This is a genomic window from Phyllobacterium sp. 21LDTY02-6, from assembly GCF_023554255.2.
Taxonomy (GTDB): domain Bacteria; phylum Pseudomonadota; class Alphaproteobacteria; order Rhizobiales; family Rhizobiaceae; genus Phyllobacterium.
The window spans coordinates 416,583-441,612 of record NZ_JAMJWD020000001.1; the positions used below are offsets into that span (position 1 = coordinate 416,583).

General features: G+C 63.0%; 23 protein-coding genes. 8 read left to right on the forward strand and 15 right to left on the reverse strand.

Annotated features, from left to right (window positions below; translation table 11 throughout):
• The first annotated feature begins 26 nt into the window (after positions 1-26).
• Together mgrA and M8997_RS01975 are read left to right on the forward strand one after the other, a co-directional pair.
• The gene (gene mgrA, locus M8997_RS01970) at positions 27-1,088 is read left to right on the forward strand and encodes an L-glyceraldehyde 3-phosphate reductase (RefSeq protein ID WP_250013186.1); all 1,062 of its coding nucleotides are present in this window, start codon (positions 27-29) and stop codon (positions 1,086-1,088) included.
• Positions 1,089-1,194: 106 nt separating this feature from the next.
• A complete protein-coding gene (locus M8997_RS01975) occupies positions 1,195-2,505 on the forward strand; it encodes a UDP-glucose/GDP-mannose dehydrogenase family protein (protein ID WP_250013188.1) in 1,311 nt (436 codons plus the stop codon).
• A gap of 18 nt (positions 2,506-2,523) precedes the next feature.
• On the opposite strand, the gene M8997_RS01980 is transcribed toward M8997_RS01975, so the two are convergent.
• The 5 genes from M8997_RS01980 to M8997_RS02000 form a co-directional block, all read right to left on the reverse strand.
• On the reverse strand, positions 2,524-2,844 hold the full coding sequence (locus M8997_RS01980) for a lipid-A-disaccharide synthase N-terminal domain-containing protein (protein ID WP_250013190.1): 321 nt from the start codon (positions 2,842-2,844) through the stop codon (positions 2,524-2,526).
• Positions 2,837-3,568 carry a glycosyltransferase family 2 protein gene (locus tag M8997_RS01985; RefSeq protein ID WP_250013191.1) on the reverse strand — a complete coding sequence of 244 codons (732 nt, stop codon included), beginning with the start codon at positions 3,566-3,568 and terminating at the stop codon, positions 2,837-2,839. Before M8997_RS01985 ends, M8997_RS01980 begins: the two co-directional genes overlap by 8 nt.
• Before the next feature lie 67 nt (positions 3,569-3,635).
• Positions 3,636-5,285, reverse strand: coding sequence for a thiamine pyrophosphate-binding protein (locus M8997_RS01990; protein ID WP_250013192.1), 1,650 nt, complete (start codon positions 5,283-5,285; stop codon positions 3,636-3,638).
• Entirely contained in the window at positions 5,269-6,471 is a 1,203-nt protein-coding gene (locus M8997_RS01995) for a CaiB/BaiF CoA-transferase family protein (protein WP_250013193.1), read from the reverse strand. The genes M8997_RS01990 and M8997_RS01995 overlap by 17 nt, the downstream gene beginning before the upstream one ends.
• Complete coding sequence (locus M8997_RS02000; protein WP_250013194.1) at positions 6,471-7,421, reverse strand: alpha/beta fold hydrolase; 951 nt, start codon at positions 7,419-7,421, stop codon at positions 6,471-6,473. Before M8997_RS02000 ends, M8997_RS01995 begins: the two co-directional genes overlap by 1 nt.
• A 1,192-nt stretch (positions 7,422-8,613) precedes the next feature.
• Here M8997_RS02000 and ettA point away from each other — a divergent pair.
• The 3 genes from ettA to bluB are packed head-to-tail and all read left to right on the forward strand — an operon-like array spanning position 8,614 to position 11,593.
• A complete protein-coding gene (gene ettA / locus M8997_RS02005) occupies positions 8,614-10,263 on the forward strand; it encodes an energy-dependent translational throttle protein EttA (RefSeq protein ID WP_250013195.1) in 1,650 nt (549 codons plus the stop codon).
• A 31-nt stretch (positions 10,264-10,294) separates the two neighbouring features.
• Positions 10,295-10,903 (forward strand): MOSC domain-containing protein, encoded by a 609-nt coding sequence (locus M8997_RS02010; RefSeq protein WP_250013196.1) that lies wholly within the window; start codon positions 10,295-10,297, stop codon positions 10,901-10,903.
• Between the two features lie 15 nt (positions 10,904-10,918).
• Positions 10,919-11,593: a 5,6-dimethylbenzimidazole synthase gene (bluB, locus tag M8997_RS02015; protein ID WP_250013198.1), complete on the forward strand. Its 675-nt coding sequence runs from the start codon at positions 10,919-10,921 to the stop codon at positions 11,591-11,593.
• Between the two features lie 77 nt (positions 11,594-11,670).
• On the opposite strand, the gene M8997_RS02020 is transcribed toward bluB, so the two are convergent.
• Positions 11,671-11,988 (reverse strand): DUF2293 domain-containing protein, encoded by a 318-nt coding sequence (locus M8997_RS02020; RefSeq protein WP_250013200.1) that lies wholly within the window; start codon positions 11,986-11,988, stop codon positions 11,671-11,673.
• Between the two features lie 127 nt (positions 11,989-12,115).
• On the opposite strand from M8997_RS02020, the gene M8997_RS02025 reads away from it, so the two are divergent.
• Both M8997_RS02025 and metF read left to right on the forward strand, forming a co-directional pair.
• Complete coding sequence (locus M8997_RS02025; protein WP_250013202.1) at positions 12,116-13,123, forward strand: metalloregulator ArsR/SmtB family transcription factor; 1,008 nt, start codon at positions 12,116-12,118, stop codon at positions 13,121-13,123.
• Positions 13,123-14,049 (forward strand): methylenetetrahydrofolate reductase [NAD(P)H], encoded by a 927-nt coding sequence (gene metF / locus M8997_RS02030; RefSeq protein WP_250013204.1) that lies wholly within the window; start codon positions 13,123-13,125, stop codon positions 14,047-14,049. Before M8997_RS02025 ends, metF begins: the two co-directional genes overlap by 1 nt.
• Before the next feature lie 515 nt (positions 14,050-14,564).
• Here the strand turns inward: metF and M8997_RS02035 are convergent.
• Positions 14,565-15,494 carry a DMT family transporter gene (locus M8997_RS02035; RefSeq protein ID WP_250013206.1) on the reverse strand — a complete coding sequence of 310 codons (930 nt, stop codon included), beginning with the start codon at positions 15,492-15,494 and terminating at the stop codon, positions 14,565-14,567.
• A gap of 133 nt (positions 15,495-15,627) precedes the next feature.
• Between M8997_RS02035 and M8997_RS02040 the strand changes: the two genes are divergently transcribed.
• Complete coding sequence (locus M8997_RS02040) at positions 15,628-16,854, forward strand: alanine racemase (RefSeq protein ID WP_250014363.1); 1,227 nt, start codon at positions 15,628-15,630, stop codon at positions 16,852-16,854.
• 9 nt (positions 16,855-16,863) lie between these two features.
• Here M8997_RS02040 and M8997_RS02045 read toward each other — a convergent pair whose 3' ends face one another.
• From M8997_RS02045 to M8997_RS02080, 8 genes are all read right to left on the reverse strand, one after another.
• Positions 16,864-18,069, reverse strand: coding sequence for a lytic murein transglycosylase (locus tag M8997_RS02045; protein WP_250013207.1), 1,206 nt, complete (start codon positions 18,067-18,069; stop codon positions 16,864-16,866).
• 104 nt (positions 18,070-18,173) lie between these two features.
• Positions 18,174-18,992 (reverse strand): glycoside hydrolase family 25 protein, encoded by an 819-nt coding sequence (locus M8997_RS02050; protein WP_250013208.1) that lies wholly within the window; start codon positions 18,990-18,992, stop codon positions 18,174-18,176.
• A 105-nt stretch (positions 18,993-19,097) separates the two neighbouring features.
• Positions 19,098-19,769 carry a class I SAM-dependent methyltransferase gene (locus tag M8997_RS02055; protein ID WP_250013209.1) on the reverse strand — a complete coding sequence of 224 codons (672 nt, stop codon included), beginning with the start codon at positions 19,767-19,769 and terminating at the stop codon, positions 19,098-19,100.
• Complete coding sequence (locus tag M8997_RS02060) at positions 19,769-21,025, reverse strand: DUF3419 family protein (protein WP_250013210.1); 1,257 nt, start codon at positions 21,023-21,025, stop codon at positions 19,769-19,771. Before M8997_RS02060 ends, M8997_RS02055 begins: the two co-directional genes overlap by 1 nt.
• Positions 21,026-21,272: 247 nt before the next feature.
• Positions 21,273-22,307, reverse strand: a complete 1,035-nt coding sequence (locus M8997_RS02065; protein ID WP_250013211.1) for an HlyD family secretion protein — start codon at positions 22,305-22,307, stop codon at positions 21,273-21,275.
• Between the two features lie 12 nt (positions 22,308-22,319).
• A complete protein-coding gene (locus M8997_RS02070) occupies positions 22,320-23,978 on the reverse strand; it encodes an MFS transporter (protein ID WP_256473136.1) in 1,659 nt (552 codons plus the stop codon).
• A 2-nt stretch (positions 23,979-23,980) separates the two neighbouring features.
• Complete coding sequence (locus M8997_RS02075) at positions 23,981-24,424, reverse strand: MarR family winged helix-turn-helix transcriptional regulator (protein WP_250013212.1); 444 nt, start codon at positions 24,422-24,424, stop codon at positions 23,981-23,983.
• Between the two features lie 95 nt (positions 24,425-24,519).
• Entirely contained in the window at positions 24,520-25,026 is a 507-nt protein-coding gene (locus M8997_RS02080; RefSeq protein ID WP_250013214.1) for a GNAT family N-acetyltransferase, read from the reverse strand.
• Positions 25,027-25,030 lie beyond the last annotated feature (4 nt).

The following is a 25,030-nucleotide window of genomic DNA, read 5'->3' on the forward strand; positions in this document are numbered from 1 at the left end:
GACATGAAGATCGAGGACTGGTGAAGATGGTTTGGACTGCTGACGCGAAGCGCTACGACACGATGAAATATAATCGCTGCGGACGCAGCGGCCTGAAGCTCCCGGCGATATCCCTCGGCCTCTGGCATAATTTCGGCAATGATACGCCACACGGCCTGAAGCAGTCGATCTGCCGGCAGGCCTTCGATCTCGGCATCACCCATTTCGACCTCGCCAATAATTACGGCCCGCCGCCCGGTTCCGCCGAGACCGCCTTCGGCGAGATACTGCGCACGGATTTCAAGCCCTACCGCGACGAATTGATCATTTCGTCCAAGGCCGGCTATGGCATGTGGCCCGGCCCCTATGGCGAGTGGGGCAGCCGCAAATACCTGATTGCCAGCTGCGACCAGAGCCTGAAGCGGCTCGGCCTCGACTATGTCGACATATTCTATTCGCACCGCTTCGATCCCGATACGCCGCTCGAAGAGACCATGATGGCGCTCGATCACATCGTACGTTCGGGCCGGGCGCAATATGTCGGGATTTCCTCCTATAATGCGCGCCGCACGCGCGAGGCGGCCGCCATTCTCGAACAGCTCGGCACGCCGTGCCTCATTCACCAGCCGAGCTATTCGATGATCAATCGCTGGATCGAGGAAGACGGGCTGGTCGATGCGCTGGATGAACTCGGCATCGGTTCCATCGTGTTCTCGCCGCTGGCGCAGGGCATGCTGACCGACAAATATCTGAAGGGCGTGCCGGAGGAGAGCCGCGCGGCGCAGGGAAAATCGCTCAATCCGGAATTCCTGAGCGAGAAGAACATCGCCAATATCCGCGGCCTGAACGAGATTGCATTGAAGCGCGGCCAGACCCTGGCGCAGATGGCCCTGGCCTGGGTGCTGCGCGGCGGCCGCATCACCACGGCGCTCATCGGGGCCAGCAAGCCGCAGCAGGTCGTCGATTGCGTCAAGGCGCTCGACAATATCGAGTTCACCGATGCGGAACTGGCGGAGATCGACGTTTTCGCCAATGATGCCAACATCAATCTCTGGGCTGCCTCCGCCGAGCGCAAGGGGCCGGCACGCAAGCCGGTCAAGGTGGACTGACGGGGACGATTTACCAGATTCCGGGTCACCAGATGCAGGGTGATTGGCAGCGCGCGTGCAATGTGCGAAATCATTGCCGCGCAGATTTGCAGATTGGAAGTATTCGATGAAGATTGCGATGATTGGGACCGGATATGTCGGTCTGGTGTCGGGCGTTTGCTTTGCGGAATTCGGTTTTCAGGTCACTTGCGTCGACAAGAACCCGGCCATCATCGAGCGGCTGCGGGCCGGCGAGGTGACGATCTTCGAGCCCGGGCTCGACGAATTGCTGATGCGCAATGTCCGCGACGGCCGGCTGACCTTCACCACGGAACTCGCCGCCACCGTCGCCGATGCCGATGTGGTGTTCGTCGCCGTCGGCACGCCTTCACGCCGCGGCGATGGCGAGGCGGACCTGCAATATATCCACGCCGCCGCCGACGAGATCGCCGCGGCGATGAAACCCGGAGCCGTCATCGTCATCAAGTCGACCGTCGTCGTCGGCACCAATGCGGCGGTGCGCGAGCGTATCGCGCAGGCACGTCCCGGCGTTCCGTTCTCGATGGTGTCGAACCCGGAATTCCTGCGCGAGGGATCGGCGGTGGAGGATTTCATGCGCCCCGACCGCGTCGTCGTCGGCGTGCATGACGAGACCGGCGCGGCTGCCATGCGCCGTGTCTACAAGCCGCTTTACCTGCGCGAGACGCCGATGATCGTGACCACGCTCGAAAATGCCGAGCTGATCAAATATGCGGCCAATGCCTTCCTCGCCATGAAGGTGACCTTCATCAACGAGGTCGCCGACCTCTGCGAAAAGGCGGGCGGCAACGTCCAGGACGTGGCGCGGGCGATCGGCATGGACAATCGCATCGGCTCGAAATTCCTGCATGCCGGGCCGGGCTTCGGCGGTTCGTGCTTTCCCAAGGATACGCGCGCCTATGCCGCGACCGGGCGCAAGCTGGAGGCGCCGCAGACGCTGATCGAGCAGGTGGTCGCCATCAATGAAAACCGCAAGCGTTCGCTGGCGCAGCGCGTGGTGGAAGCGGCGGCAAGGACCAGCGCGAGAACGGTCGCCGTGCTCGGCATCGCCTTCAAGCCGAACACCGACGACATTCGCGAGTCGCCCTCGCTCGACATCATACCGGCGCTGCAGGCGGCGGGCCTGACGGTGCGGGCGCATGATCCGGAGGCGCGGCAGGCCGCCGAGGCGGTGCTCCCCGGCGTGGTATGGTGCTCTTCGTCCTATGAGGCGGTCCGGGGCGCGGGCATCACCGTCCTGATGACGGAATGGAATGCCTATCGCGCGCTGGATCTCGGGAGGGTCGCCGAACTGATGGACGGCAAGGTCTTCTTCGACATGCGCAATGTGTTCAATTCACAGGATCTCGAAGGTTCGGGACTGGAATATCACTCCGTCGGCCGGCCATTGATCCGCTAGACCGGAGCGCGACGCGAATCAGGTGTCCTGCGTCAGCGACTTCTTCTCGTTGGCGATGAGCCAGAGATTGCGGATATAGACGAAGAGGCCGAGGCCCTGGCCGGCAATGAAGACGGGGTCCTTGCGCACCACGGCATAGACGAACAGCAGCGTGCCGCCGATCAGCGAAAAGAACCAGAAGGCGACGGGCACGACGCTGCGCTTCGCCTTTTCGGAAGCCAGCCATTGCACGACGAAGCGCATGGTGAAACAGCCCTGGGCGAAAAAGCCGAGCACGATCCAGGCGTCGAACTGGGCGACGAAGACCGAGTGCAGCCAGTTTGAAAATGCGTCAGCCATGGCCGATCTCCGTAATCTTTGGAACCGTCTTTCGACGTCTTCTCAGCCACCATACCCCGTAGAGGTCGAGGATGCCGCGCAGGCCGCGGTCGAGGATACCGTAATTGGATTTGCCGTGCCGCCGCTCGCGGTCGACGACGTCGACATGAACCGTGCCGTAGCCCTCGCGCAGGACGAGGGCGGGCAGATAGCGGTGCCAGCCGTCGAAGAACGGCAATTCGCGAAACAGCTGCGCGTGGACCGCCTTGAGGCCGCAGCCGCTGTCGCGGGTATTGTCCTTGAGGATCGACTGGCGCAGCCCATTGGCAAAGCGCGACGATATCTGCTTCAGCTTGCTGTCCGTCCGCTTCAGCCGCTGGCCGGCGGCAATGCCGATGGCGGGGCCGGCGGCGATCAGCGCATCGGCGAGAACCGGGAGATAGGCCGGATCGTTTTGCCCGTCGCCATCCATGGTGACGATCACCGCGCCGCGCGCCGCAAAGACGCCGGAGCGCACCGCGGCGCTCTGGCCGGCCGACTTGTCATGGTGGATGTGGCGCAGCTGCGGCGCCGTCTTCATCCGCTCCTGGAGCGCGGTGCCGGTCGCATCGGTGGAGCCGTCATCCACGACGATGACTTCATAGTCGCGCCCCTTCATCGCCTCGTCGACTTCATCGAGCAGAAAGGCAAGATTGGCCGCTTCATTGCGGCAGGGGATGACAATGGTGATCGCGGGATTGCGCAAAGATGGAAGCTCTCGTCATTATTTCTGGCGCGCTCATACCATCGAATTGTGCGCTCTACCAACCAGTTTATTTGCCAAGGCGTATGTCCGTCAGCGTCCGCGCCGGGGTGATCGCCTCCGGATCGAGCCGTATTTCGATGATCGCCGGCTTGCCGCTGGCGAGCGAGCGCTGCCATGCGCCGTCGAACTCGCCGGTGGTCTCGACCGTCTCGCCATGGCCGCCGAATGCCCGGGCCAGCAGCGCGAAATCGGGGTTGGTCAGGTCCGTCGCCGAGACGCGGCCGGGATATTCCCGCTCCTGATGCATGCGGATCGTGCCGTAGATGGAATTGTTGACGACGATCGCGATGATCGGCAGCCGGTATTTGACCGCCGTGGCAAAATCCTGCCCGTTCATGAGAAAACAGCCGTCGCCGGCGAAGCAGACGACGGTTCGCTGCGGATATAATTGCTTGGCGGCGACGGCAGCCGGCAGGCCATAGCCCATGGAGCCGGATGTCGGCGCGGCCTGGGTGCCGAAGCGGCGGAAGCGATGGAAGCGGTGCAGCCATGTGGCGTAATTGCCGGCGCCATTGGTCATGATGGCATCCTCCGGCAGCACCGTCTCCAGGTAGGACATGATCGGTCCCATGGCGACAGCGCCGGGGCCGGTCTGCGGCGGTGTCGACCAGGCAAGATAGGCCTCATGCGCCGCGGCGGCCGCATCTGCCCATGCGACATGGGATGGCGGCGCCAGATGTTCCACCGCCTCGGCAAAGGCGTCCGGGGCGCTGTTGATCGCCTGGTGGGGCCTGTAGACGCGGCCGAGCTCTTCCGCGTCGGGGTGGACATGGATGAGCGTCTGGCGCGGATAGGGGCTCTCGACCAGCGAATAGCCGGAGGAGGGCATTTCGCCGAGCCGCCCGCCGACGAGGAGAAGCACGTCCGCCTCCCGGATGCGCTTCGCCAGAGCCGGGTTGATGCCAATGCCGACATCGCCGGCATAATTCGGGTGGAGATGGTCGAACAGCATCTGGCGCCGGAAGGAGCAGCCCACCGGCAGGTGCCATTTTTCGGCGAAGCGGGTGATGGAGTGCACCGCCTTCTCGCTCCAGCGCGAGCCGCCAAGGATCATGAAGGGGCGCTCGGCGCCCTGCAATCGATCCGCCAGCTTCTCGATCGCCGCGGGCGAGGGCGCGGTCTCCACCGGCTCGTAGCCCTGCGCGGCGACGGCTTCCACGCGGTCGGTCAGCATGTCTTCCGGCAGCGCCAGCACGACCGGTCCCGGTCGGCCCGAGGTCGCGACCGCGAAGGCGCGCGTGACGAATTCCGGAATGCGCCGTGCATCGTCGATTTCCGCCACCCATTTCGCCGTATCGGCGAAGAAGCGGCGATATTCGATCTCCTGGAATGCCTCGCGCTCGCGGGCATCCCGCTGCACCTGGCCGATGAAGAGGATCAGCGGCGTCGAATCCTGCCGCGCGATATGGATGCCCGGCGAGGCATTGGTGGCGCCGGGGCCGCGGGTGACGAAGCAGATGCCCGGCTTTCCCGTCAGCTTGCCCCAGGCTTCGGCCATCATCGCCGCGCCGCCCTCGGCCCGGCACACCGTCACGCCGATCGGGGCGTCGTGCAGGGCGTCGAGCACGGCGAGATAGCTTTCGCCGGGCACGCAGAACAGTCGCTCGGCGCCGTTTGCAATCAGGGAATCAACGATCAGTTCACCGCCGGTCTTCATCCTTCGCCTTTCCGATTTCCTCGAGAATTTCCGAACTGTGCTCGCCGAGGCGCGGCGAGGGCCGATCATAGGTCAATGGCGTCTTCGACAGCACGATGGGGCTCCGCACCGAGGGAATGGCATTGCCATGGCCGTCGTCGAGATCGAGCCGCAGCCCCCTTGCCACGATCTGCGGATCGGCGAACATCTCGCCGATCTCGTTGATCGGCCCGGCGGGAACCGCATTGCGCGAACATTCGAGCAGAAGGTCGGCGCGGGTGCGCAGGGCGGTCTCGGCAGAGATGAGCCGCGTCAGCTCGGCGCGGTTTTCGAGGCGGGCGCGATTGGTGAGGAAGCGCGGGTCGCTCGCCCATTCATTGCGCCCGACGATCGCGCAGAAGCGGGCGAACTGGCCGTCATTGCCGACGGCGAGGATCATGTGGCCGTCGGCGGTCGGTATGACCTCGTAGGGCGAGATATTGGGATGGGCATTGCCCATGCGCGTCGGGCTGCGGCCGGTGGCGAGATAGTTCATCGCCTGGTTGGCGAGGACGGCGGATTGCACGTCGAACAGCGCCATGTCCACCAATTGTCCTTCGCCAGTCCTTGCCGCATGGGCAAGCGCCGCCTGGATGGCGATGACGGCATAAAGCCCGGTGAAAATATCGGCGACGGCGAGCCCGACCTTCTGCGGCTGGCCCGCCGGGTCGCCGGTCACCGACATCAGGCCGGACATGCCCTGGATGATGAAATCGTAGCCGGCCTGCGCGGCATAGGGGCCGGTCTGGCCGAAGCCGGTGATCGAACAATAGACGAGGCGCGGATTTTCCGCGCGCAGGCTTTCATAGTCGAGGCCGTATTTTGCCAGGCCGCCGACCTTGAAGTTCTCCAGCACCACGTCGGCGCCGCGGCACAGGGCCTTGACGGTATCGCGGCCCTCTTCGGTGGTGAAATCGGCGGTGATCGAGCGCTTGCCGCGGTTGCAGGCGTGGAAATAGGCGGCGGAAAGGTTCTCGCCCTCGCGGCTGTTGATGAATGGCGGGCCCCAGCCGCGCGTCTCGTCGCCGCCGGCGGGGTTCTCCACCTTGATGACATCGGCGCCGAGATCGGCGAGCACCTGTCCGGCCCATGGCCCGGCAAGGACCCGTGCAAGCTCGACGACGCGAATTCCCTTCAGCGGGGCATTTGACAGCGGCGCTTCGGACATCATCTGCCGTCCCTGTTGAAACTCGCGAGCGCCCAGGCGGCGAAATCCCGCAGGATCATGTCTCGATTGATGTCGTTCAGCCCCTCATGGCGCGTATCGGGATAGATGGTGGCATTCACATTGCCAAAGCCGAGATTTCGCATTCTTCGTTCAAGTTCCTCCACCGCCTTGCCGCCTTCCGTTGCCGGATCGGCCGCGCCTCCCACCAGATTGATCGGCATGCCGCGGGCGAGCCGTGACAGCAGCCTATCGTCGGCGCCGTCGAATACAAAGCTGAATATATCGCGCCACATGCCGACGCTCGGCGGCCAGCCGCAAAGCGGGTCGGCAATATACGCATCGACTTCGGCGGGATCGCGCGACAACCAGTCGGCGTCGGTGCGTCCCTCGCCGGTGCGCCTGTTCCAGTCCCGGAAGGTCAGCTTCGGCAGGATCATGCTCGGCACGTCCGAGCCGAGCAGCATCCGTTCCGCCGCGAGAATGGCGATCGCCGCCCTGCCTGCCATGCCGGCGGAGAAACTGGCGTTCCAGATCGCCGCCGCATCGACGCGGCCGGGAAAGCGCATCGCATAGGCGAGGGCGATCAGCCCGCCCATCGAATGGCCGAAGATCAGCACCGGCAGGCCGGGATGGCGCTGGCGCATCTGCCGGTTGACGGCATCGACATCGCCCAGCACCAGCTCGGCCCCGTTTCGCGCGGCGAAGCGGCCGGCGCCCCCTGCGGCCAGGCCCGGCACGCGGCTGAAGCCATGGCCGCGATGGTCATGCGCATAGACGTGAAATCCGTGGCCCGCGAGATGGGCGGCGAAGCGGGCATAGCGCCGCGAATGTTCGCTCAGTCCGTGGTTGACGTGCACCAGCGCCCGGGGCTGGCCCGTCGCCGGCCAATGCCGCAGCGCGAGCATGGCTCCGGTCGGGCTCGCCAGGATTTCGGGCTCGTCGAAGTTCATTGCGAATCTGCGCGAATCTGCCATTTCAAGGCAGTTGACGGCCTGCCGTTTAATTAGTCAACGCGCAAAACTCGCATTAAAATGCCGGCAATTTTGCAATATTATGCCTAATTGATAGGCACACACTTGGCGTTGCAATTTTATTTTGCAAACCCCCTTGCAATGCTGTTTAACATGCCTCAAAACTTCCTTCCACGAGCTTTTTGGGCGGTCTGAACCTCGGTTCCAAAGCACTCGCGCAGCTCGAGCAGTTACATGGCCGTTCAGGGGAGAAGAGGACGCTTTCCGAATGCGGCACCAGAGGGGAAACCGGGTGACGGAAATATCCGCGCCCGGTTTCGCTCGTTGTGGCCCTCCCTTTTTGCAATCAATCCAATTTGCCTCATCCTGAGCTTGTCGAAGGGTGCAGCAACATTTGTGCAATCCTTCGTTGGAGCGCTGCAAAAGCATCGTGCGTGCTTCGACAGGCTCAGCATGAGGGAGGTGGGCTCAGCATGAGGGAGGTGGGGGGCAATCCCTGCTGGATGCGGAAAATCCGCACCACGCCCGCAAAATCGCGTCTGGTCATTGAAAATGGGGGGAGACGGGCGGTCTTCAGCGCGTCAGTAGGTATCAGGGTCGAGGTCCGAAGACCGCCCGCGACGTCTTTGCCTGCCATTGTCACGTTTGTCAGACGCAACAACCCGGAAAACGAAGCGCCACCCCCGTTTCCTTCTGCAGTTTGCCGGCCAATCGGGGTTGTCACTTCCGATATCCCGGCAACGCCATCCTCTCCCAGCTTGTCGAAACAGCTCCGGAAGCTGCTCCCCCACTGGAAAGGATTTGTGCAGAATACCCCGGCTTCAAACAGGGGGGATAAGTTTTTTTGCGTGCCGGGGGGAAGAATGAGCGAAATCAGCAGCTTGCAGGGCGAAATATTTTTTTAGGCCGGAAATCTATCCCACCGCGTGGGCCAGTTGTTGAAAAACGAGAGATGGCAATGAGGTACCGCGTGCTTTGTGGTTCGACCAGCTCAGCATGAGGGGCTCAGCATGAGGGAGGTGGGGCTCAGCATGTTGGCCCGGCATCAGGGAGAGCGATCTGATTGCAGGCAATGCGGGGACAAATCGGCCCGCGGTCCATTGCCACAACTGGCCCTTTCGCCTACATACGGCGCAAATTCATTACCCGAAAAAGCGGAGTGACGCGCGGTATGGCACGCCAATTCATCTATCATATGGCCGGCTTGAACAAGGCCTATGGCGCCAAGAAGGTGCTCGAGAACATTCATCTGTCGTTCTATCCGGATGCGAAGATCGGCATTCTCGGGCCGAACGGCGCCGGCAAGTCGACGATTCTCAAGATCATGGCCGGCATGGACAAGGAGTTCACCGGCGAGGCCTGGCTGGCGGACGGCGCCACGGTCGGCTATCTGGCGCAGGAGCCGGTGCTGGACCCGGACAAGGACGTCATGGCCAATGTGATGGAAGGTGTCGCCGCCAAGAAGGCGATCATCGACCGCTACAATGAATTGATGATGAATTATTCCGACGAGACCGCAGACGAGGGCGCGAGGCTGCAGGACATCATCGACAGCCAGAACCTCTGGGATCTGGAATCGCAGGTTGAGATGGCCATGGAAGCGCTGCGCTGCCCGCCCGGCGATGCGGATGTGACCAAGCTTTCCGGCGGCGAGCGTCGCCGCGTGGCGCTGTGCAGGCTGCTCTTGTCGCAGCCGGACCTGCTGCTGCTCGACGAGCCGACCAACCATCTGGACGCGGAGACCACCGCATGGCTCGAGAAGCACCTGCGCGAATATCCGGGCGCGGTGCTGCTCATCACCCATGATCGCTACTTCCTCGACAATGTCACGGGCTGGATCCTCGAACTCGACCGCGGCCGCGGCATTCCCTATGAAGGCAATTATTCGGCCTATCTCGAAGCCAAGGCCAAGCGCATGCAGCAGGAGGGCCGCGAAGAGGCCTCGCGCCAGAAGGCGCTGGAGCGCGAGCGGGAGTGGATTGCCGCCAGCCCCAAGGCGCGGCAGGCGAAATCCAAGGCGCGCATCCGTGCCTATGACGAACTCGTCGATGCCGCCAACGACCAGCGGCCGGGCGATGCGCAGATCATCATTCCCGCCGGCGAGCGTCTCGGCCAGGTGGTGATCGAGGCGGAGAACCTGACGAAATCCTTTGGCGACCGGGTGCTGATCGAGAACCTGACCTTCAAGCTGCCTCCGGGCGGCATCGTCGGCGTCATCGGGCCGAACGGCGCCGGCAAGACCACGCTGTTCAAGATGATCACCGGGCAGGAAAAGCCCGATTCCGGTGCGATCCGCATCGGCGACACGGTGCATCTCGGCTATGTCGACCAGAGCCGCGACCACCTGAAGGGCGACAAGAACGTCTGGGAGGAAATCTCGGGCGGCAACGACATCATCAAGCTCGGCAAGCACGAGATGAACTCGCGCGCCTATGTCTCCGCCTTCAATTTCAAGGGTGGCGACCAGCAGCAGAAAGTCGGCAACCTGTCCGGCGGCCAGCGCAACCGCGTCCATCTGGCGAAGATGCTGCAATCGGGCGGCAATGTGCTGCTGCTCGACGAGCCGACCAACGATCTCGACACGGAAACATTGTCGGCGCTGGAAGATGCGCTGGAAAAATATGCCGGCTGCGCCGTCATCATCAGCCATGATCGCATGTTCCTCGACCGCCTGGCGACGCATATCCTCGCTTTCGAGGGCGACAGCCATGTGGAATGGTTCGAAGGCAATTTCGAGGAATATGAGAACGACAAGATCCGTCGCCTCGGGCCCGACAGCGTCAATCCGAAGCGCCCGACCTACAAGCGCCTGACACGTTAGGATCAGCGGCGCGGAGAACGGTGGGTGCAACATGACAGACCTGTTCCACAATCCGGATGAAATCGTCCCCGCGCGCAAGATCAGCGGGCGGGTCGAGGCCCTGTTCGAAGCGCGGGGCGGGGATTTCGTCACGACGCCGGCGGCGGCGCTGCATCTCACCTTCGACGGTATCGTCGGCGATTTTCATGCCGGGCCGACCCGCCGCTCGGGCGGGCGCGAGCCCTGGTATCCGCGCGGGACGGAAATGCGCAATGAGCGCCATGTCTCGATCCTCGGCGCCGACGAGATGAGCCAGATCGCCGCCGGCATGGGTCTGGCGGAGCTGAAGAGCGAGTGGATCGGCGGCAATATGCTGCTTTCGGGCGTGCCGTCGCTTTCCATGCTGCCGCCGCGCAGCCTGATGTTCTTCGAAGGCGGCGTGACGTTGAAGGTCGATGGCCAGAATGCGCCATGCAAGGTGGCGGGCCGCTCCATCGCCGCGCATGCCGGCAGCGACGACGAACTGGCCACGGCGCTGGATTTCGTCCGCGTCTCCAAGCGCCTGCGCGGCATTGTCGCCTGGGTCGAGAAGCCCGGCACCATCCATGGCGGCGAAAAGGTCGATATCCGCCTGCCGGAACAATGGATCTACCGTGCGTAGCGGGACCAGCCGCCGATGAGCGAGGCAAGCGGTCCGGTACCGGCGGTCAGGTTTACCCCGGAAGAGCGCGACGCCGTCTACAAGGCCATCTTCAACCGCCGCGACGTGCGCGACCAGTTCCTGCCGCAGCCAATCGAGGAAGCCGTGCTGCTGCGGCTGCTGGAGGCGGCCCATCACGCGCCTTCGGTCGGTTTCATGCAGCCATGGAACTTCATCATCATCCGCAGCGACGAGACGAAGGCGGCCGTGCACGCGGCGTTCACGCGCGCCAACGAGGAGGCGAAGGCGCTGTTTCCGGACGAGCGGCAGGCGCTCTATGCCTCGCTGAAGCTCGAAGGCATCCGCAAGGCGCCGATCAACCTGTGCATCACCTGCGACCGGACCCGCGGCGGCGAGGTGGTGCTGGGGCGCACGCATAACAGGCAGATGGACCTCTACAGCACCGTCTGCGCGGTGCAGAACCTCTGGCTCGCCGCCCGCGCCGAGGGGATCGGCGTCGGCTGGGTGAGCATCTACAGCGATGCGGACATGCGCCGCATCCTCGCCATCCCCGACCATGTCGAGATCATCGCCTATCTCTGCATCGGCCATGTGGACGAGCTCTATAGCGGACCGGAGCTGGAAAAGCGCGGCTGGCGCGAGCGCCTGCCTCTCGGCGATCTCATCTTCGAGGAAAGCTGGCAGGGTTAAGGCAGGGCGCTCATTTTTCGATTCACGCTGTGCCCGCAAACATCTGTTTTGACGGTATTTTTATGAAGGGCGGCGCTCTAGGAGGCGTCTTCCTCGTCGGGATCGAGCAGGCGCGTCGCCCGCCACTCCGTCAGCTTGCGGTTGATGGCGTCGAGCACGAAGAACCGCGCCGAATCGCGGTCATAGCCCTCGTCGCGCAAACTGTCGTAGTCCGTGTGCTGATGGCGTATATGCGCGACGGCGGCGAGCCATACGGCGATGCCGGGCGGCAGCGCCTTCATGTGCGGGGCATTGGCCGCGGCCCGGATCGGCTCCGAATCCGAATAGGGCACCGCAGGCAGCAGCAGTGTCAGGGACTTGTTCAAGGCCCGCTGCCGGTTCGTTCCTGCGCTCATGCGTCATCTCCATTTCATCTGCGCCACCATTTCAGTCGCGTCACATTTTGTCGTCAATAGCAAAAACAGCTTGCCAGCAAACCCTTTCTCACATAAACATATCTTTATGTCTTTTGAGGATCAGCCGATGAGCCGTGGAAATCTCGATCTCGACCTGATGGTGGATACGCTGAAGGCGGCGGCCGAGCCGAGCCGCCTGCGCATTCTGGCGCTGCTTTCGCGCGGCGACCTGACCGTTTCCGACCTGACATCGATACTTGGACAGTCGCAGCCGCGCGTGTCGCGCCATTTGAAGCTCCTGTTCGAGGCCAGCCTGATCAACCGTTACCAGGAAGGGTCCTGGGCCTATTTCCGTCTCGCCGAATCGCCGATCGTCGGCGACATCGCCCGTTCGCTGCTCGAAAGGCTGGATTGCACCGATGCGCTCATCGAGCGCGACCTGGAGCGCCTTTCGGCGGTCAAGCTGCAGCGGCGGGAGCGGGCGGCCGCCTATTTCAGCGCCAATGCCTCGAGCTGGGATGCGATCCGCTCGCTGCATGTGCCGGATGGCGCGGTGGAGGAGGCGCTGCTGCGCATCGTCGGCGACAAGCCGTTTCAATCCATGCTGGACATCGGAACCGGGACGGGCCGCCTGCTCGAACTCTTCGCCCCGCTCTATCTGCGCGGTGTCGGCGTCGATATCAATCGCGACATGCTGGCGATCGCCCGTTCCAATCTCGAAAAGGCGAGCATCGGCAATGCGCTGGTGCGCCAGGGCGATGTCTACTCCCTGCCGGTGGACCGCGAATCCTTCGATCTGGTGACGATCCACCAGGTCCTGCACTTCCTCGACAATCCTTCGGAAGCCATTCGCGAGGCGGCGCGGGCGCTGCGGCCTGCCGGCCGGCTGCTGATCGTCGATTTCGCGCCGCACGAGCTCGAATTCCTGCGCGACAAGCATGCGCATCTGCGGCTGGGCTTCCATGACGACCAGATGCGCGACTGGCTGTCCGATGCCGGCCTGTCGCTGGAGAAGAGCACCGAGCTCGAATCCAGGGGCAAGGACAAGCTGACCGTCAAATTATGGCTGGCGCGCGACCCGCGCCTGTTGATCGCCGATCCCGTTTCAACCTCCCGCCTCACGGAGAGTGTCTAATGAGTTTCTTCCGCCAGTCCCGCCGCCCCGATATCGGCGACAATATCCAGGTTTCCTTCGAGTTCTTTCCGCCGAAGACCGAGGCCATGGAAGAACGGCTTTGGGAAACGGTGACGCGCCTCGCGCCGCTCAAGCCGGAATTCGTCTCCGTCACCTATGGCGCCGGCGGTTCCACCCGCGAGCGCACGGCGCGCACCATCAAGCGCATCCTGACCGAGACGGATGTGAACGCCGCGGCGCACCTGACCTGCGTGGATGCGACGCGCGAGGAAGTGGACGCGGTCGTGCGCGAATTCGCTGCCATCGGCGTCAAGCGCTTCGTCGCGTTGCGCGGCGATCCTGCCGGCGGCGTCGGCACGCGCTACAGGCCCACGCCCGGCGGCTATGAGAATGGCGCCGATCTCGTCGCGGGGCTCAAGGCCTTCGCCGATTTCGACATTTCCGTTTCGGCCTATCCGGAGAAACATCCGGAGAGCCCGGATTTCGCCACCGATATCGACATGCTGAAGCGCAAGGTCGACAATGGAGCCACACGTGCCATCACCCAGTTCTTCTTCGAGAACGACCAGTATGAGCGTTATGTGGAAAAGGTTCGCCGGGCCGGCATCTACATTCCGATCCTGCCGGGCATATTGCCGATCCATAATTTCAAGCAGGTGACGAATTTCTGCTCCAAGGCCGGCACCCATATCCCTGCCTGGCTGGCGGAACGCTTCGACGGGCTGGAAAATGACGAGCAGACCCATGCGCTGGTCGCATCGGCTGTCGCTGCCGAACAGGTGCTCGATCTGGTCGAGCGCGGCGTGCAGGATTTCCACTTCTATACGATGAACCGCGCCGATCTCGCATTCGCCATCTGCCATCTGATCGGCATCCGCCCCGAAACCAGCCCGGTCGGCGCCGCATTGGCAGGCGCTGCCGCCTGAACGGAATTTTCAGGACGCTGAAGCCCTGAAATGGAAAACGGCCCGGTCTTGCCACCGGGCCGTTTCACTTTGTCTTCGCTTAACGGTCAGAGACCATCTCCATAGCGCTCTGGTTCATTTCACGGTATCAGTCCTACGACCATTGCACCAATAAATGCGAACGCTGCGCAGATCATAAGGACGTTCATCGATCGAGTTAGTCCCATCATATGTCTCCTGCGGTTAACCCCTATAACATAGCGCAAATTTGCCACAGAAAAAGCCCAAATATTACTGTTGTGTGACATGGCGCGAGAAATAATTTTCTACGAGGCATATAAGTTGATGATATTCAATGCATTTAGGTGGTGCGATTCCAGCGAAAAATCGCAGAAATATTCCTGAATCGAGGAATTTTTTGCGCTGCGGTATAAATCCGTGTGCGCTGCGAAGCTGCCGTTTTCAGCCACATTTTTGCCGGAATGAGGATACTCGCCGGCGAGCTAACCCATGGGATTTATTGCAAAGTTCATGGTTCAACTCCGGCGCATGAGCGCTTCGATGCGTCCATCGATGACGAGCAGCCCGATCGCGATCAGCCCCATGCCGATGAAGTCCTGCAGGGCAAGGCGCTCGCCGAGGAAAATGGTTCCAAGCAGGATGGCGCTGACCGGCACGATCAGCGTGACCAAGGAGGCGTTGGTGGCGCCGCCGGACCGGACGATGGAGAAGAAGAGTATATAGGCAAAGGCGGTCGACAGCAGGCCGAGCGCGAGGATCGCCAACCAGACGCCGGGCGACACGCCGGAGAAATCCGCCACGCCATCATTCATGAGGACGAGCGGGATCATGATCAGCGTCGAGGCCGTCAGCTGGCCCGTGGCCGTGACTGTCGGGGGCACCGCCTTGAACCGCTTGGCGAGGATGCTGGCCAGCGCATAGGAAAGCGTCGCGCCGATGACGGCGAGCTGCGCCCAGAGCGGCGCGCCGAAGCTGGTGCCAATGCTCGGGCCCATCATGACGATGATGCCGGCAATGCCGAGCCCGATGCCCGTCAGCTTGCGCGGCGTGGCTTTCTCGTCCGCCGTCAGCACCGTCGCCAGAAGCACGGTCCAGATCGGCGTCGTCGCGTTGAAGATCGATGCGAGCCCGGCGCCGAGCGCGGTCTGTCCGATGAAGAGCAGCGAGAAGGGGATGGCATTGTTGAGGATGCCGAGCCCGGCAAAACCGAGCACATGGCTGCGATAATCGAGAAAGCGGATGCCGCGCGCCAGCAGGAAGACCTGCAGGGCAAGAGCGGCGACGGCGACGCGGATCAGCACCAGGGTGAACGGCGGCACGAACTGCACGGCGATGCGGGCAAAGAAGAACGAGCCGCCCCAGATCGCGCCGAGAAGCAGCAGTTGCAGCCAGACATAGCCGCTCATCGTCAGCGGATTGGTCGCTCGCGTGCCGGCTGTGGACATTGATTCTCTCCCAGCGAAACTGCGGCGATCCTACGAGCCTGGCCAGTGGCGCACCATCCGAATCTTGCACGAGGGGTGACTTTCGCCTGCCACGATCCCTTGCTAAGGATTGGCGATGGAACAGTCAGCGCCAATGCAACGATTCGCCACCGCCCGCGATGCCGCGCTCCAACTGCGGCCCGACGAGCCCGTCTATTGCTTCCGGCCCAAGGTCCTTGTCGAGGAAGCGCATAATTTCATGGCGATGTTTCCGGGTGAAACCGCCTATGCGGTGAAGACCAATGGCGAGAACATCGTGCTGGAGACGCTGGCCCGCAACGGCGTCCATACGTTCGATGTTGCCTCGCCGGGCGAATTCGCCGCCGTGCGCCGCGTCGCGCCCGATGCGCAGATGCTCTACATGCACCCGATCAAGGCGCAATCCGACATAAGGCTGGCGCTGGAGACCTATGGCATCAGGGTTCTCGCGGCCGATCATGAGGATGAGATTGCCAAGATTACCCGCATCGTTCGCGCGCTCGACATCGATCCCGGCAGCATCACCCTCTACATCCGGTTGCAGACCAAGGGCCATGCAGCCTACGAATTGTCGAAGAAGTTCGGCGCCGCGCCCGCCCATGCGGTGGAACTGCTGCAGCGCGCCGACAGGATCGGCTACCGCGTCGGCATCTGCTTCCATGTCGGCAGCCAGATCGAGGATCCGGATACCTATGAACGTGCGCTTCGCGCTGCCGACTGGGTGCGCAACCGCGCCGGCGTCACGCTGGCGGGCCTCGATGTGGGCGGCGGCTTTCCGGCCGAATATCGGCCCGATCCGAAGCGCAAGGGCACTGAAATGCCGGGGCTCGGGCAACTCATGTCGCGGCTGCGCAACGATATCGATGAATATGGCTTCGGCGATCTGCCGCTCGTGGCCGAGCCGGGCAGGGTAATCGTCGCCAAGGCGTTCTCGCTGATCGTGCGGGTGCTGCTGCGCAAGGGCAAGCGCCTTTATATCAATGATGGCATCTGGGCGTCGCTGTCGGATTCCTGGACCGGCAAGATCACGCTGCCGGCGCGGTTCATTCCCGATCCGGCCAAGAAGATCCGCCACGGCAATGCCGACAATGTGGTGCCGTTCCGCGTCTGCGGCGCCACCTGCGATTCGGTCGACATCCTGTCGCGGCCGTTCTGGCTGCCGGAGACGGTCGACACCGGCGACTGGATCGAGATCGGCAATATCGGCGCCTATTCGCTCTCCCTGCGCACGCGCTTCAACGGCTTCTACCCCGACACTTTCGTCGAGGTGGAGACGACATTCGAAGCGGGCGAGACGCCGGAAGGGCTGGCCTCGCTGGAGACGATGTCGCCGGGCGAATAGCGGCCGGGATCAGAGCTTGCCGAGCAATTCGGGCGTAGGCCAGGAATCCGCCGGCAGGCCGAGGCGCAGCTGCTCGTCGCGCACCGCGTCGCGCGTCAATATGCCGAACACGCCGTCGATCTTCGGACCCATATCATGGCCGCGGGCGGCGAGCTTGTTCTGCAACTCTTTCATCTGTTCCGGATCGAGGCCGGTTTCAGGCGTCGTCGGCGTCAGTGCCGGTGCGCCGGCGAGGCGAGTGGCGAAATAGGCGGCCGTCGTCGCATAGATGATGGATTTGTTCCATTCGACGAAGATGTCGAAATTCGGATAGGACAGGAAGGCCGGCCCCTTGCGGCCCATGGGCAGGAGCAGCGAGGCATTGCCATTGTCCGGGCCGAGCGGGCCGTCGCGGCCGGTCACGCCCCATTCCGCCCATTTCGAATGGGGGAGGCGGTTGCTGCGGATGGCGTTCTCCCAGGGCAGGTCCCTGGTCAGCTTCACCTCTTCCAGCCATGGCTCGCCGCGCTTCCAGCCGAGGTCGCGCAGCACGCGCGCCGCCGTCATGATGGCGTCTGGCGCGCTGTTCTTCAGATCGACCTTGCCGTCGCCATCGCCATCGACGCCGCGCTCCAGATAGTCGGTCGGCAGCATCTGCATCTGGCCGATTTCGCCGGCCCATGCGCCGGTCGTCTTGGCATCGACGACGCCGCGGTCGAACAGTTTGAGAAGGGCGATCAACTGCGGCCGGAAGAGTTCGGGCCTGCGGCAGTCGAAGGAGAGGGTGAGAAGGGCGTTCAGCGTGTCGAAATCGCCCTGCACGGCGCCAAAATCGGTCTCCAGCCCCCAGAAGGAGGAGATGACCGCGCCGGGCACGCCATATTCCGTCTCGGCCTTGGCGAAAGCATCGGCATATTTCTTCAGATTGGCGGCGCCCTGCTTCAGGCGGTAATCCGAAACCATGCGCGACGAGAAGGTAAGGAAGGTCTGGTTGAAGACGCCCTGCGCCCGGTCCCGCTGCAGGACCCTGTCGTCCATGGATGCCTTCAGCAATTCGCCGAGGCCCTTGTCGGTGACGCCCGCTGCCCGGGCTTCGGCGATAAGCCCGTTGAACCATGGCTCAAGATCGCCGCCGCAGGCGGGCTTCACCGCCGGCGCTGGCGCGACCTGGTCGAGGGCGTGGGCGCCGGTAACGGCAAAGAGGGTTGCGGCGAGGGCAAGCGAAAGTCGGTTCATCTGGAGGTTCTCTGTGAGGCGCGGGCGCGCGCTTGGACGCCTAATGCCCCATTATCGCATCGAGGTGAAGTCACAGAATTGCGATGCAAGTGCCGCTTGCCGCTTTATCGCACCTTGTTGCGCACCAGCCACTGTTTCCAGGCTTCATGGCCGCCGGCGAAGACGTTGATGTCGGCGTCGCCGCGGATGCCGGGAATGGCGCCGGTGCCGGTATATTGCCAGAACGTCCATGGATGCGGGCCGTATTTCTCGTCCGGATGGCCGGCGACCGAGCGCAGCCAGAAGGGATAGCTCGCCAATTGCCGCAGGTCGTTGTCGTCGAAGAAATCGACGGTCGTATAGATGATCGGCCGCTTGCCGTAATGGCGTTCCACCATGTCGAGGAAGGTCTGCATCTCGCGCCGGACAGTGGCTGCCTTGGGACGCAGCTTGCATGTGGGCGAGGCGGAATTCCATTCCATGTCGAGGACCGGCGGCAGCGCGCCCGGGTCCTTCGGCACATGGCGGATGAACCAGCGCGCCTGATCCTCGGCGGAGCGGCAGAAATAATAGAAATGATAGGCGCCGCGGGCGATGCCGACATTGCGGGCGGCAGCCCAGTTCTCGGTGAAACGATCGTCGACCCGGTCGCCGCCCTCGGTGGCCTTGATGAAGACGAAGGAAATATTGCTCGCCCGCACTCTCTGCCAGTCGATCGTCGACTGGTATTTCGACACGTCGGTGCCGTGGACCGGGTAGTGCCAGGGCGTCTTGCCGGTCCATTCATGCGGGTCGCGGTCGCCGAAGCGCGGCGCCTTCACATTGCCCGAAGGTGCCGCGATGCGCGCCGTCGGCGAGGGTTTCGCGGCTTCCGAAAAATTATAGTCAACCGTGGTGCAGCCGCCGAGGACAAGTGTGATCAGTGCTGCTGCTATGCGTCTCATGAAAAATCGTCCGTGGCCAATCGAGGAATGCGTAGGGATTGTGCCATACAGATGCTTGATTATGTTTAATAGATCGTGAGCGCAGCTTCGACATCGGCAAGTTCTTTATTGCTTGTCCTGTTGTTGCAGGCGGCGCAGCAACGCGATCCAGGCAAAGCCGCGATAGAGACGCTGCTCGCCGAGTGTGCAGCCATGCTTCGATGCGACGGACCGGGCGACTTCGAAGAGATCGTTGCGCGGGCTGACATGGTACCAGCCGAGCCAGGTATAGAGCGCTTGCCTCGCAATGGCCGGAAGGTCGCGCAGATCGCCGAAATCGACGATGTGCAGCGAGCCGGAAGGGCTGAGATGGCTCACCGCCTCCTCGACCACGTCGCGCCATTGCGGGATCATCGAAACCGCATAGGAGATGAAGATGCGGTCGAATTTCTCGACGTCGAACAATTCAGCGGGCGCGAACCGCGCCGCATCGGCATAGGCGAGGGTCGCTCGCTGTTCCAGCCCGGCCTGTGCGATCTTTCGCCGTGCGGTCGCCAGCATCTCGCTCGAGATGTCGACGCCGTAAAGCCGGGTCTGCGGATAGGCGCGGCCAGCAAGCACCAGATTGCGGCCGGTGCCGCAGCCGATCTCCAGGATCGTCGCGCCGGGAGGAGGCGCGAGCCCGGCGATCATCGGATCGCGGCCGAGAAGGTAATATTTGCGCGTGGCGTCGTAGAAATGCCGCTGGTGCCGGTAGACCCGGTCCATCAGCCGGCCATGGTCCAATTGCGCGAACATCATCGATCCCGCAGCGTATAGAGGTGGAAACCGCCATAGATCGACGAGCGGTCCCTGGCATGAAGCGCGGCCGACCGCTCGGCGTGATAGTGCCAGCGCGCGAGGATGTCTTCCGGCACGCGGCCCGGCAGCAGCGAAGGTTCGGCCGCCGTGCGGAAAATGACGCGCGCGCCCTTGGCGGCCGTGCGGCTTATCTCGGTCCATAATTGCTCGAGCTGAAGGTCGCTCATCCAGTCCTGCGCATCGAGCAGGATGAAGCGATCCACCGACGCATCGGGCTTTTCCGCCAGGAACTCGGTCAGCGACGCGTTGACGACGCTCATCCGTTCCGCCCGCTCGCGGACGATGCTGAAATTGTCGCGCGAAAGATAGGGCGGCAGCGGCCCGGTCTCGGCGTCCGAACTGTAGCCGCGGCCGAATGCCTGCCAGGCGAAGTAATTTTCCGACAATGGGAAGCCGCAGGCGAGCTTTTCGAGGCGCCCGCGCAGGACCTGCGCCATGTCGCCATTTCCGGCTGTCGCCAGTGCATCATATTGCTGCGGCGGAATGCCGAGCCCGAACAGCGAGGATTTGCGCTTCGTCGCCCAGCGCACCATGCGCTTATCGAAGAGGGGCGACAGCGCCGTGTCGAAATAGGCGCGCTGCTCCTCCATCGTGCGGGCCTTGAGCATATCGCGCGGGTCGATGCCGTAGAGCCGGGCAACCCGGTGCCCCATGCCGATGAAGAGGCCGAGCAGGCCATGGCGGTAGAGGTCGCGGGAAAAGATCGTGATGCGGCGCCGGCCGGACCACATGCGCTTCTCCCAGTAACTCCGGCTCGCCGTATCGAGCTCCGGCTGGATGAAACGTTCATAGGCTGCAAGATTGGCCCTGTCGTCGGCCTTGCCATAGAAGCGGTAGAAGGCATCGTAATTCGGCAGGTTCTTCACGGCTGCAAGCTTGAGCCGGTTGAAGGCGACATGCGCGGTGTTCAGATCGACAGCCTCCACGGCGGCCGGATCGGCAGTGAGATAGGACATGGCGTTGCAACCGCCAGATGCGATGGTCACGATCCTCGCGCCCGGAAAGATTTCCAGCGCCTCCATGTCCACCTCGGGGTCTTCCCATATCTGCGGGTAGACGAGGCCCTTGAAGACATGGGCGAAAAGCCGCTCGGAGATGCCGGCCCGGGAAAAGAGCCCGTTCTGCCGGACCGCGTCGTTCAGCTTGCTGCTTCCCGGAGCGGGGATATCTGTCATTGGTCGGGCGTGGGCCATGGTGTCGAATCTCCCAGATTGGAAATTCCTGCCCGCCTAGCATTGCGATGTAACAGGCCAGTGACGGCCCGGGATGAACTCGATTAGAAGTTGATTCAAATTTTAACGATACAGCCTTGAATTGCTTCAGTTGCCGTCCGGCACGGCGGGGTCGCCGGCCATGGCGGCAACGGCCGAGCCAGGCGCTTTACCGGTGATCGTTCGGAGCCTGATTCACCCGGGCGCATCAAGCCACTGATTTCGATGATTATTCCGGTTCTGTCCTGACGACGACCGACATGCCGGGTGCAAGTGCGCGCGCCAGCTCCTGGCCTTCATCGATGGCGATGCGGACCGAGATGCGTTGCGCGACCTTGGTGAAATTGCCCGTGGCGTTGTCCGGCTTGAGCACGCTGAATTCCGAGCCTGCCGCCGGTGCGAAGCGTTCCACGCGTCCTGTCAGCCGCTTGCGCTGCAACGCATCGACGCTGAAGGAGACACGCTGGCCGACGGCGATATTGCTGAGCTGCGTTTCCTTGAAATTGGCGATGACCCATACGTCTTCGGGCACGACGGCCATCAGCTGCGTTCCGGCCGCCACATATTGGCCGAGCTTCACGCCGACTTCGCCGAGCCGGCCGTCGCGCGGGGCGACGATCTTGGTATTGGCAAGGTCGATCTCGGCCAGCTTCACCGCCGCTTCCGCGCCAGCGACCGAAGCCTCCAGCGAGCCGCGGCTGACCTTGATCGTCTCGAGATCCTGGCGCGAGACTTCAAGGGCGGCCTTGGCCTGGGTCACGGAGGACTGTGCCTGTTCAAGTGCGGTCTCGCTTTGCTCGGCATCGCTTTTCGTCATAACGCCCTGGCGCGCCAGCGGCTCTATGCGCGCCCAGTTGGCCTGCGCACGGCGCAGTACCGCCGAAGCGCTGTCGAGTTCCGCCTGGCTGGAGCCGATCCTTGCTTCGGCCGCGCGCTGCTGCTGGGTGGAATTGGCAAGGGCGGCCTTCTGGCTGGCGAGCGTCGCCTTGGCCTGGTCGAGCTTCTGGGCAAAGATGCGGTCGTCGATGCGCGCCAGCAATTGACCGGCCTTGACGCTGGCATAGTCCTGGACCGGGACATCGACGATATAACCGCTGAGCTGCGGGCTGATCAGGGTGACATAGCCTTTGACATAGGCGTTCTCGGTGGTCTCCACATCCGAGGTGAAGGGCGGCAGGCGCCATGAATAGAGGACGAGGACGAGACCGGTAATGCCGATGAGTACGGCGATGATGCTGGCGGCGTGGCGTTTGAATCGAGACATTTGCGTTTTCCGTTATGCGTGCAGTGGCCTGGGCGAGCCACTGACGAGGCGGCGCAACGTGACGTGGCCGACAAGCGTGATCAGGGCGCCAAGCGAGATGATGGCGATGAGGAGGAAGGCGTCGTTATAGGCGAGGATATTGGCTTCCCGCGTGACCTGCTGCGACAGGAGGGCGACGCCTTCCGCATTCAGCAATGCCTTGTCGGTGAGGACGCGGCCATAGGCGCCGGTCAGCTGGCCGATCCGCTGGACGACGAGCGGGTCGGACATGAGGATGCCTTCGGTGAGGATATTGGAGTGGAACTTCTCCCGGATCGTGATGAACGTGCCGAACACGGCCTGGCCGAACAGGCCGCCGAGGCTCTGGGTCGCCAGGAACACGATGATGAAACTCAGGAGGTAGTTCGGCCCGCGCTTGAGCGCCGAGGTCAGCCCGACCGACATGGCCGGCGGCAGGAAAAGCGCCGTCGCCGCGGCGATGCAGGCCTGGCTGAAATACATCTGTTCCGGGCGCGTCAGGCTCGTCGACTGGCTGTCGAGCAGCGAGCCGATGATGAGAAAGCACAGCGCGACCGCATGGATGGCCGGCACGCGCTCCGGCGTCATGACGGCGGCGCAGCAAAGCGCCGCGACGATCATCGCGGCCATCATGACGAGATAGAGCGTCGCGATCTGGTCGTTCAGAAGGCCGAGGTTCTGGAAGAAATTGTTGGCGACACTCGATTGTTCGGACACGGCCAGCCGGAACAGGAAGATCGTCCCAGCGAAATGCACCACCTCGCGGCTGGCGATCCAGCGGATGTCGAGGAGGGGGCTTTCCCGGTTGAGTTCGATGACGACGGCAATCGTCACCGTGATCACCGCAATGGCGAGCAGCACGCCGAGCCAGGGCGCTTCGAGCCACCAGTAGAACCGGCCGGTGGCGAGAGCGACGGCTGTGCAGCCGAACCCGACCGCAATGAGCAGATAGCTCACTATGTCGAGCTTTTCGATCACCTTGGCGCGCGGAACCGGCGTGAGCGGCAAGAGGTAGATGACCCCGAAGGCGATGAGCGCCAGCGATATCTCGAACATGTAGAGGCCGGGCCACTGGCCGATGTCGAGCAGGGTGGGCGAGAGCAGCCGCGCCAGAGGCGGGGCGAGCGATATGTTGGTCAATGCGAGGCAGATGCCGATCGTCATCTTGCGGGCCGGAGAGAAGGCCTGCAGCATGTACAGGAAGGCCAGGCCGGAGAGCGGCGATGCCGCTATTCCCGCGACGAAGCGAATTATGATTGCCGATTGCAGGTCGGTGACGACAAGGTGCAGCAGCGAGGCGAACACGAATATCGCAAGGCTCAGCTGGGCGAAATTGCGCAGCCCATATTGATTGCGGATCTTGATCAGCGCGACCGACAGGCTGACATTGGGCGCCATATAGGCGGCGATGAGCCACGTCGTTTCCGTCGTCGTCGCGCCGAGATAGCCTTGTATCTGCGGTATGTTGGTGGCGATGAGGTTCATTCCGAGCCCCTGCGTCAGGGCGAGCAGGGTCGAAGCGCCGACATAGGCGGCGGCCCGCAGCGGATGTAGGGGTGGGGGCTCGGCAGCGGCGGGTCCAGCTGGGGCGGGCGCCGGCTGCCGTGCCGCCACGGGGTCATATCCAACGAATTCGGCCTGGGGCAGCGTCATCGTCATGTCCTTCCGGAAAGCCGGTCCATATTGCCGTTGACAATGGACAGAACGGCCGTTGCCCGCTCGAGTTCGCTTCCGTCGATGCCCGACAGCAATTCGGCGCGGAGTTTCATGGCGAGGTCGTCCACCTGCTTGACGAGTTCGTCGCCTGCCTCGGTGATATGGATTTCCTTGGCACGGCGGTCGCCCGATGCCGCGCGGCGTTCGATGAAGCCCTGGCTTTCCAGCCCGTCCAGCAGGCGAACCATGGTCGGCGTCTCGATTTCCAGTTCCTCTGCCAGTTCCTTCTGGTTCCTGACTTCCTCGCGGTCGAGCAGCATGAGGGCCCGGGCACGCGCATGGGTCAGGCCCAGTTCCTTCACCCGGGCATCGAAAAGCGTGCGCAGCTTGCGGCTCGCTTTCGCCAGATGATCGACGAACAGGAAATGCGCTTGACGGGTCATAAGGGTAGCCATGTAATGGGTAGGTTGCTAATTATATAGCCAATATAGTTGCAGCCCTGCCATCTGACAAGTTCCAATGGTGTAAAAGACGCAGTTTATTGGAAATCGAGGCGCAGCAATTCGTCGGTATAGGAGCGGCCGCCCTCGCGCAGCGCGTCTTTCTCGACCCCGAAAACGACGAAGCCGAGGGCAAGATAGAGGTTGCGGGCCGTCACGTTCTCGGCCATCACGGTGGCATGAAGCGTATCGACATGCTGGCGGGCATGTTCGATCACGGCGAGCGTCAATTTCCTGCCAAGCCCCTGTCCGCGCCATTGCCGGTCCACATGCACGCCCCAGAGCAGGCCCTTGTGCTTCTGCTTGAGCCGGGGATTGCGGGCAAAGCCGGCAATGCCGACGAGCTGCCCTTCGGCAAAAGCGCCGAACACCGCATTGGGCCGGGCGCCGAGCCTTTGCGCCACTTCACCGAGCGGCTCATCCTTTTCCTCGTCATAGCTCGAGCCGAAGGCCTCCGGCCGGTCGAGCAGGGCGCAGAGGCGGAACGCCTGGAACGCCGCCGCGTCCACGGGTTCGAGCATGCGGATGGTGATGGTTTCGCTCATGATC

What these genes read in the sequence shown, in the direction of transcription:
- bluB (WP_250013198.1), top strand. Translation starts at nt 10,919, where the DNA reads ATGAGCGAGGCAAGCGGTCCGGTACCGGCGGTCAGGTTTACCCCGGAA.
- M8997_RS02010 (WP_250013196.1), top strand. Translation starts at nt 10,295, where the DNA reads ATGACAGACCTGTTCCACAATCCGGATGAAATCGTCCCCGCGCGCAAG.
- M8997_RS02070 (WP_256473136.1), bottom strand. Translation starts at nt 23,978, where the DNA reads ATGACGCTGCCCCAGGCCGAATTCGTTGGATATGACCCCGTGGCGGCA.
- metF (WP_250013204.1), top strand. Translation starts at nt 13,123, where the DNA reads ATGAGTTTCTTCCGCCAGTCCCGCCGCCCCGATATCGGCGACAATATC.
- M8997_RS02050 (WP_250013208.1), bottom strand. Translation starts at nt 18,992, where the DNA reads ATGAGACGCATAGCAGCAGCACTGATCACACTTGTCCTCGGCGGCTGC.
- M8997_RS02045 (WP_250013207.1), bottom strand. Translation starts at nt 18,069, where the DNA reads ATGAACCGACTTTCGCTTGCCCTCGCCGCAACCCTCTTTGCCGTTACC.
- ettA (WP_250013195.1), top strand. Translation starts at nt 8,614, where the DNA reads ATGGCACGCCAATTCATCTATCATATGGCCGGCTTGAACAAGGCCTAT.
- M8997_RS02075 (WP_250013212.1), bottom strand. Translation starts at nt 24,424, where the DNA reads ATGACCCGTCAAGCGCATTTCCTGTTCGTCGATCATCTGGCGAAAGCG.
- M8997_RS01980 (WP_250013190.1), bottom strand. Translation starts at nt 2,844, where the DNA reads ATGGCTGACGCATTTTCAAACTGGCTGCACTCGGTCTTCGTCGCCCAG.
- M8997_RS01975 (WP_250013188.1), top strand. Translation starts at nt 1,195, where the DNA reads ATGAAGATTGCGATGATTGGGACCGGATATGTCGGTCTGGTGTCGGGC.
- M8997_RS02080 (WP_250013214.1), bottom strand. Translation starts at nt 25,026, where the DNA reads ATGAGCGAAACCATCACCATCCGCATGCTCGAACCCGTGGACGCGGCG.
- M8997_RS02020 (WP_250013200.1), bottom strand. Translation starts at nt 11,988, where the DNA reads ATGAGCGCAGGAACGAACCGGCAGCGGGCCTTGAACAAGTCCCTGACA.
- M8997_RS01990 (WP_250013192.1), bottom strand. Translation starts at nt 5,285, where the DNA reads ATGAAGACCGGCGGTGAACTGATCGTTGATTCCCTGATTGCAAACGGC.
- mgrA (WP_250013186.1), top strand. Translation starts at nt 27, where the DNA reads ATGGTTTGGACTGCTGACGCGAAGCGCTACGACACGATGAAATATAAT.
- M8997_RS02065 (WP_250013211.1), bottom strand. Translation starts at nt 22,307, where the DNA reads ATGTCTCGATTCAAACGCCACGCCGCCAGCATCATCGCCGTACTCATC.
- M8997_RS02055 (WP_250013209.1), bottom strand. Translation starts at nt 19,769, where the DNA reads ATGTTCGCGCAATTGGACCATGGCCGGCTGATGGACCGGGTCTACCGG.
- M8997_RS02025 (WP_250013202.1), top strand. Translation starts at nt 12,116, where the DNA reads ATGAGCCGTGGAAATCTCGATCTCGACCTGATGGTGGATACGCTGAAG.
- M8997_RS02040 (WP_250014363.1), top strand. Translation starts at nt 15,628, where the DNA reads ATGCAACGATTCGCCACCGCCCGCGATGCCGCGCTCCAACTGCGGCCC.
- M8997_RS02000 (WP_250013194.1), bottom strand. Translation starts at nt 7,421, where the DNA reads ATGAACTTCGACGAGCCCGAAATCCTGGCGAGCCCGACCGGAGCCATG.
- M8997_RS02035 (WP_250013206.1), bottom strand. Translation starts at nt 15,494, where the DNA reads ATGTCCACAGCCGGCACGCGAGCGACCAATCCGCTGACGATGAGCGGC.
- M8997_RS02060 (WP_250013210.1), bottom strand. Translation starts at nt 21,025, where the DNA reads ATGGCCCACGCCCGACCAATGACAGATATCCCCGCTCCGGGAAGCAGC.
- M8997_RS01995 (WP_250013193.1), bottom strand. Translation starts at nt 6,471, where the DNA reads ATGTCCGAAGCGCCGCTGTCAAATGCCCCGCTGAAGGGAATTCGCGTC.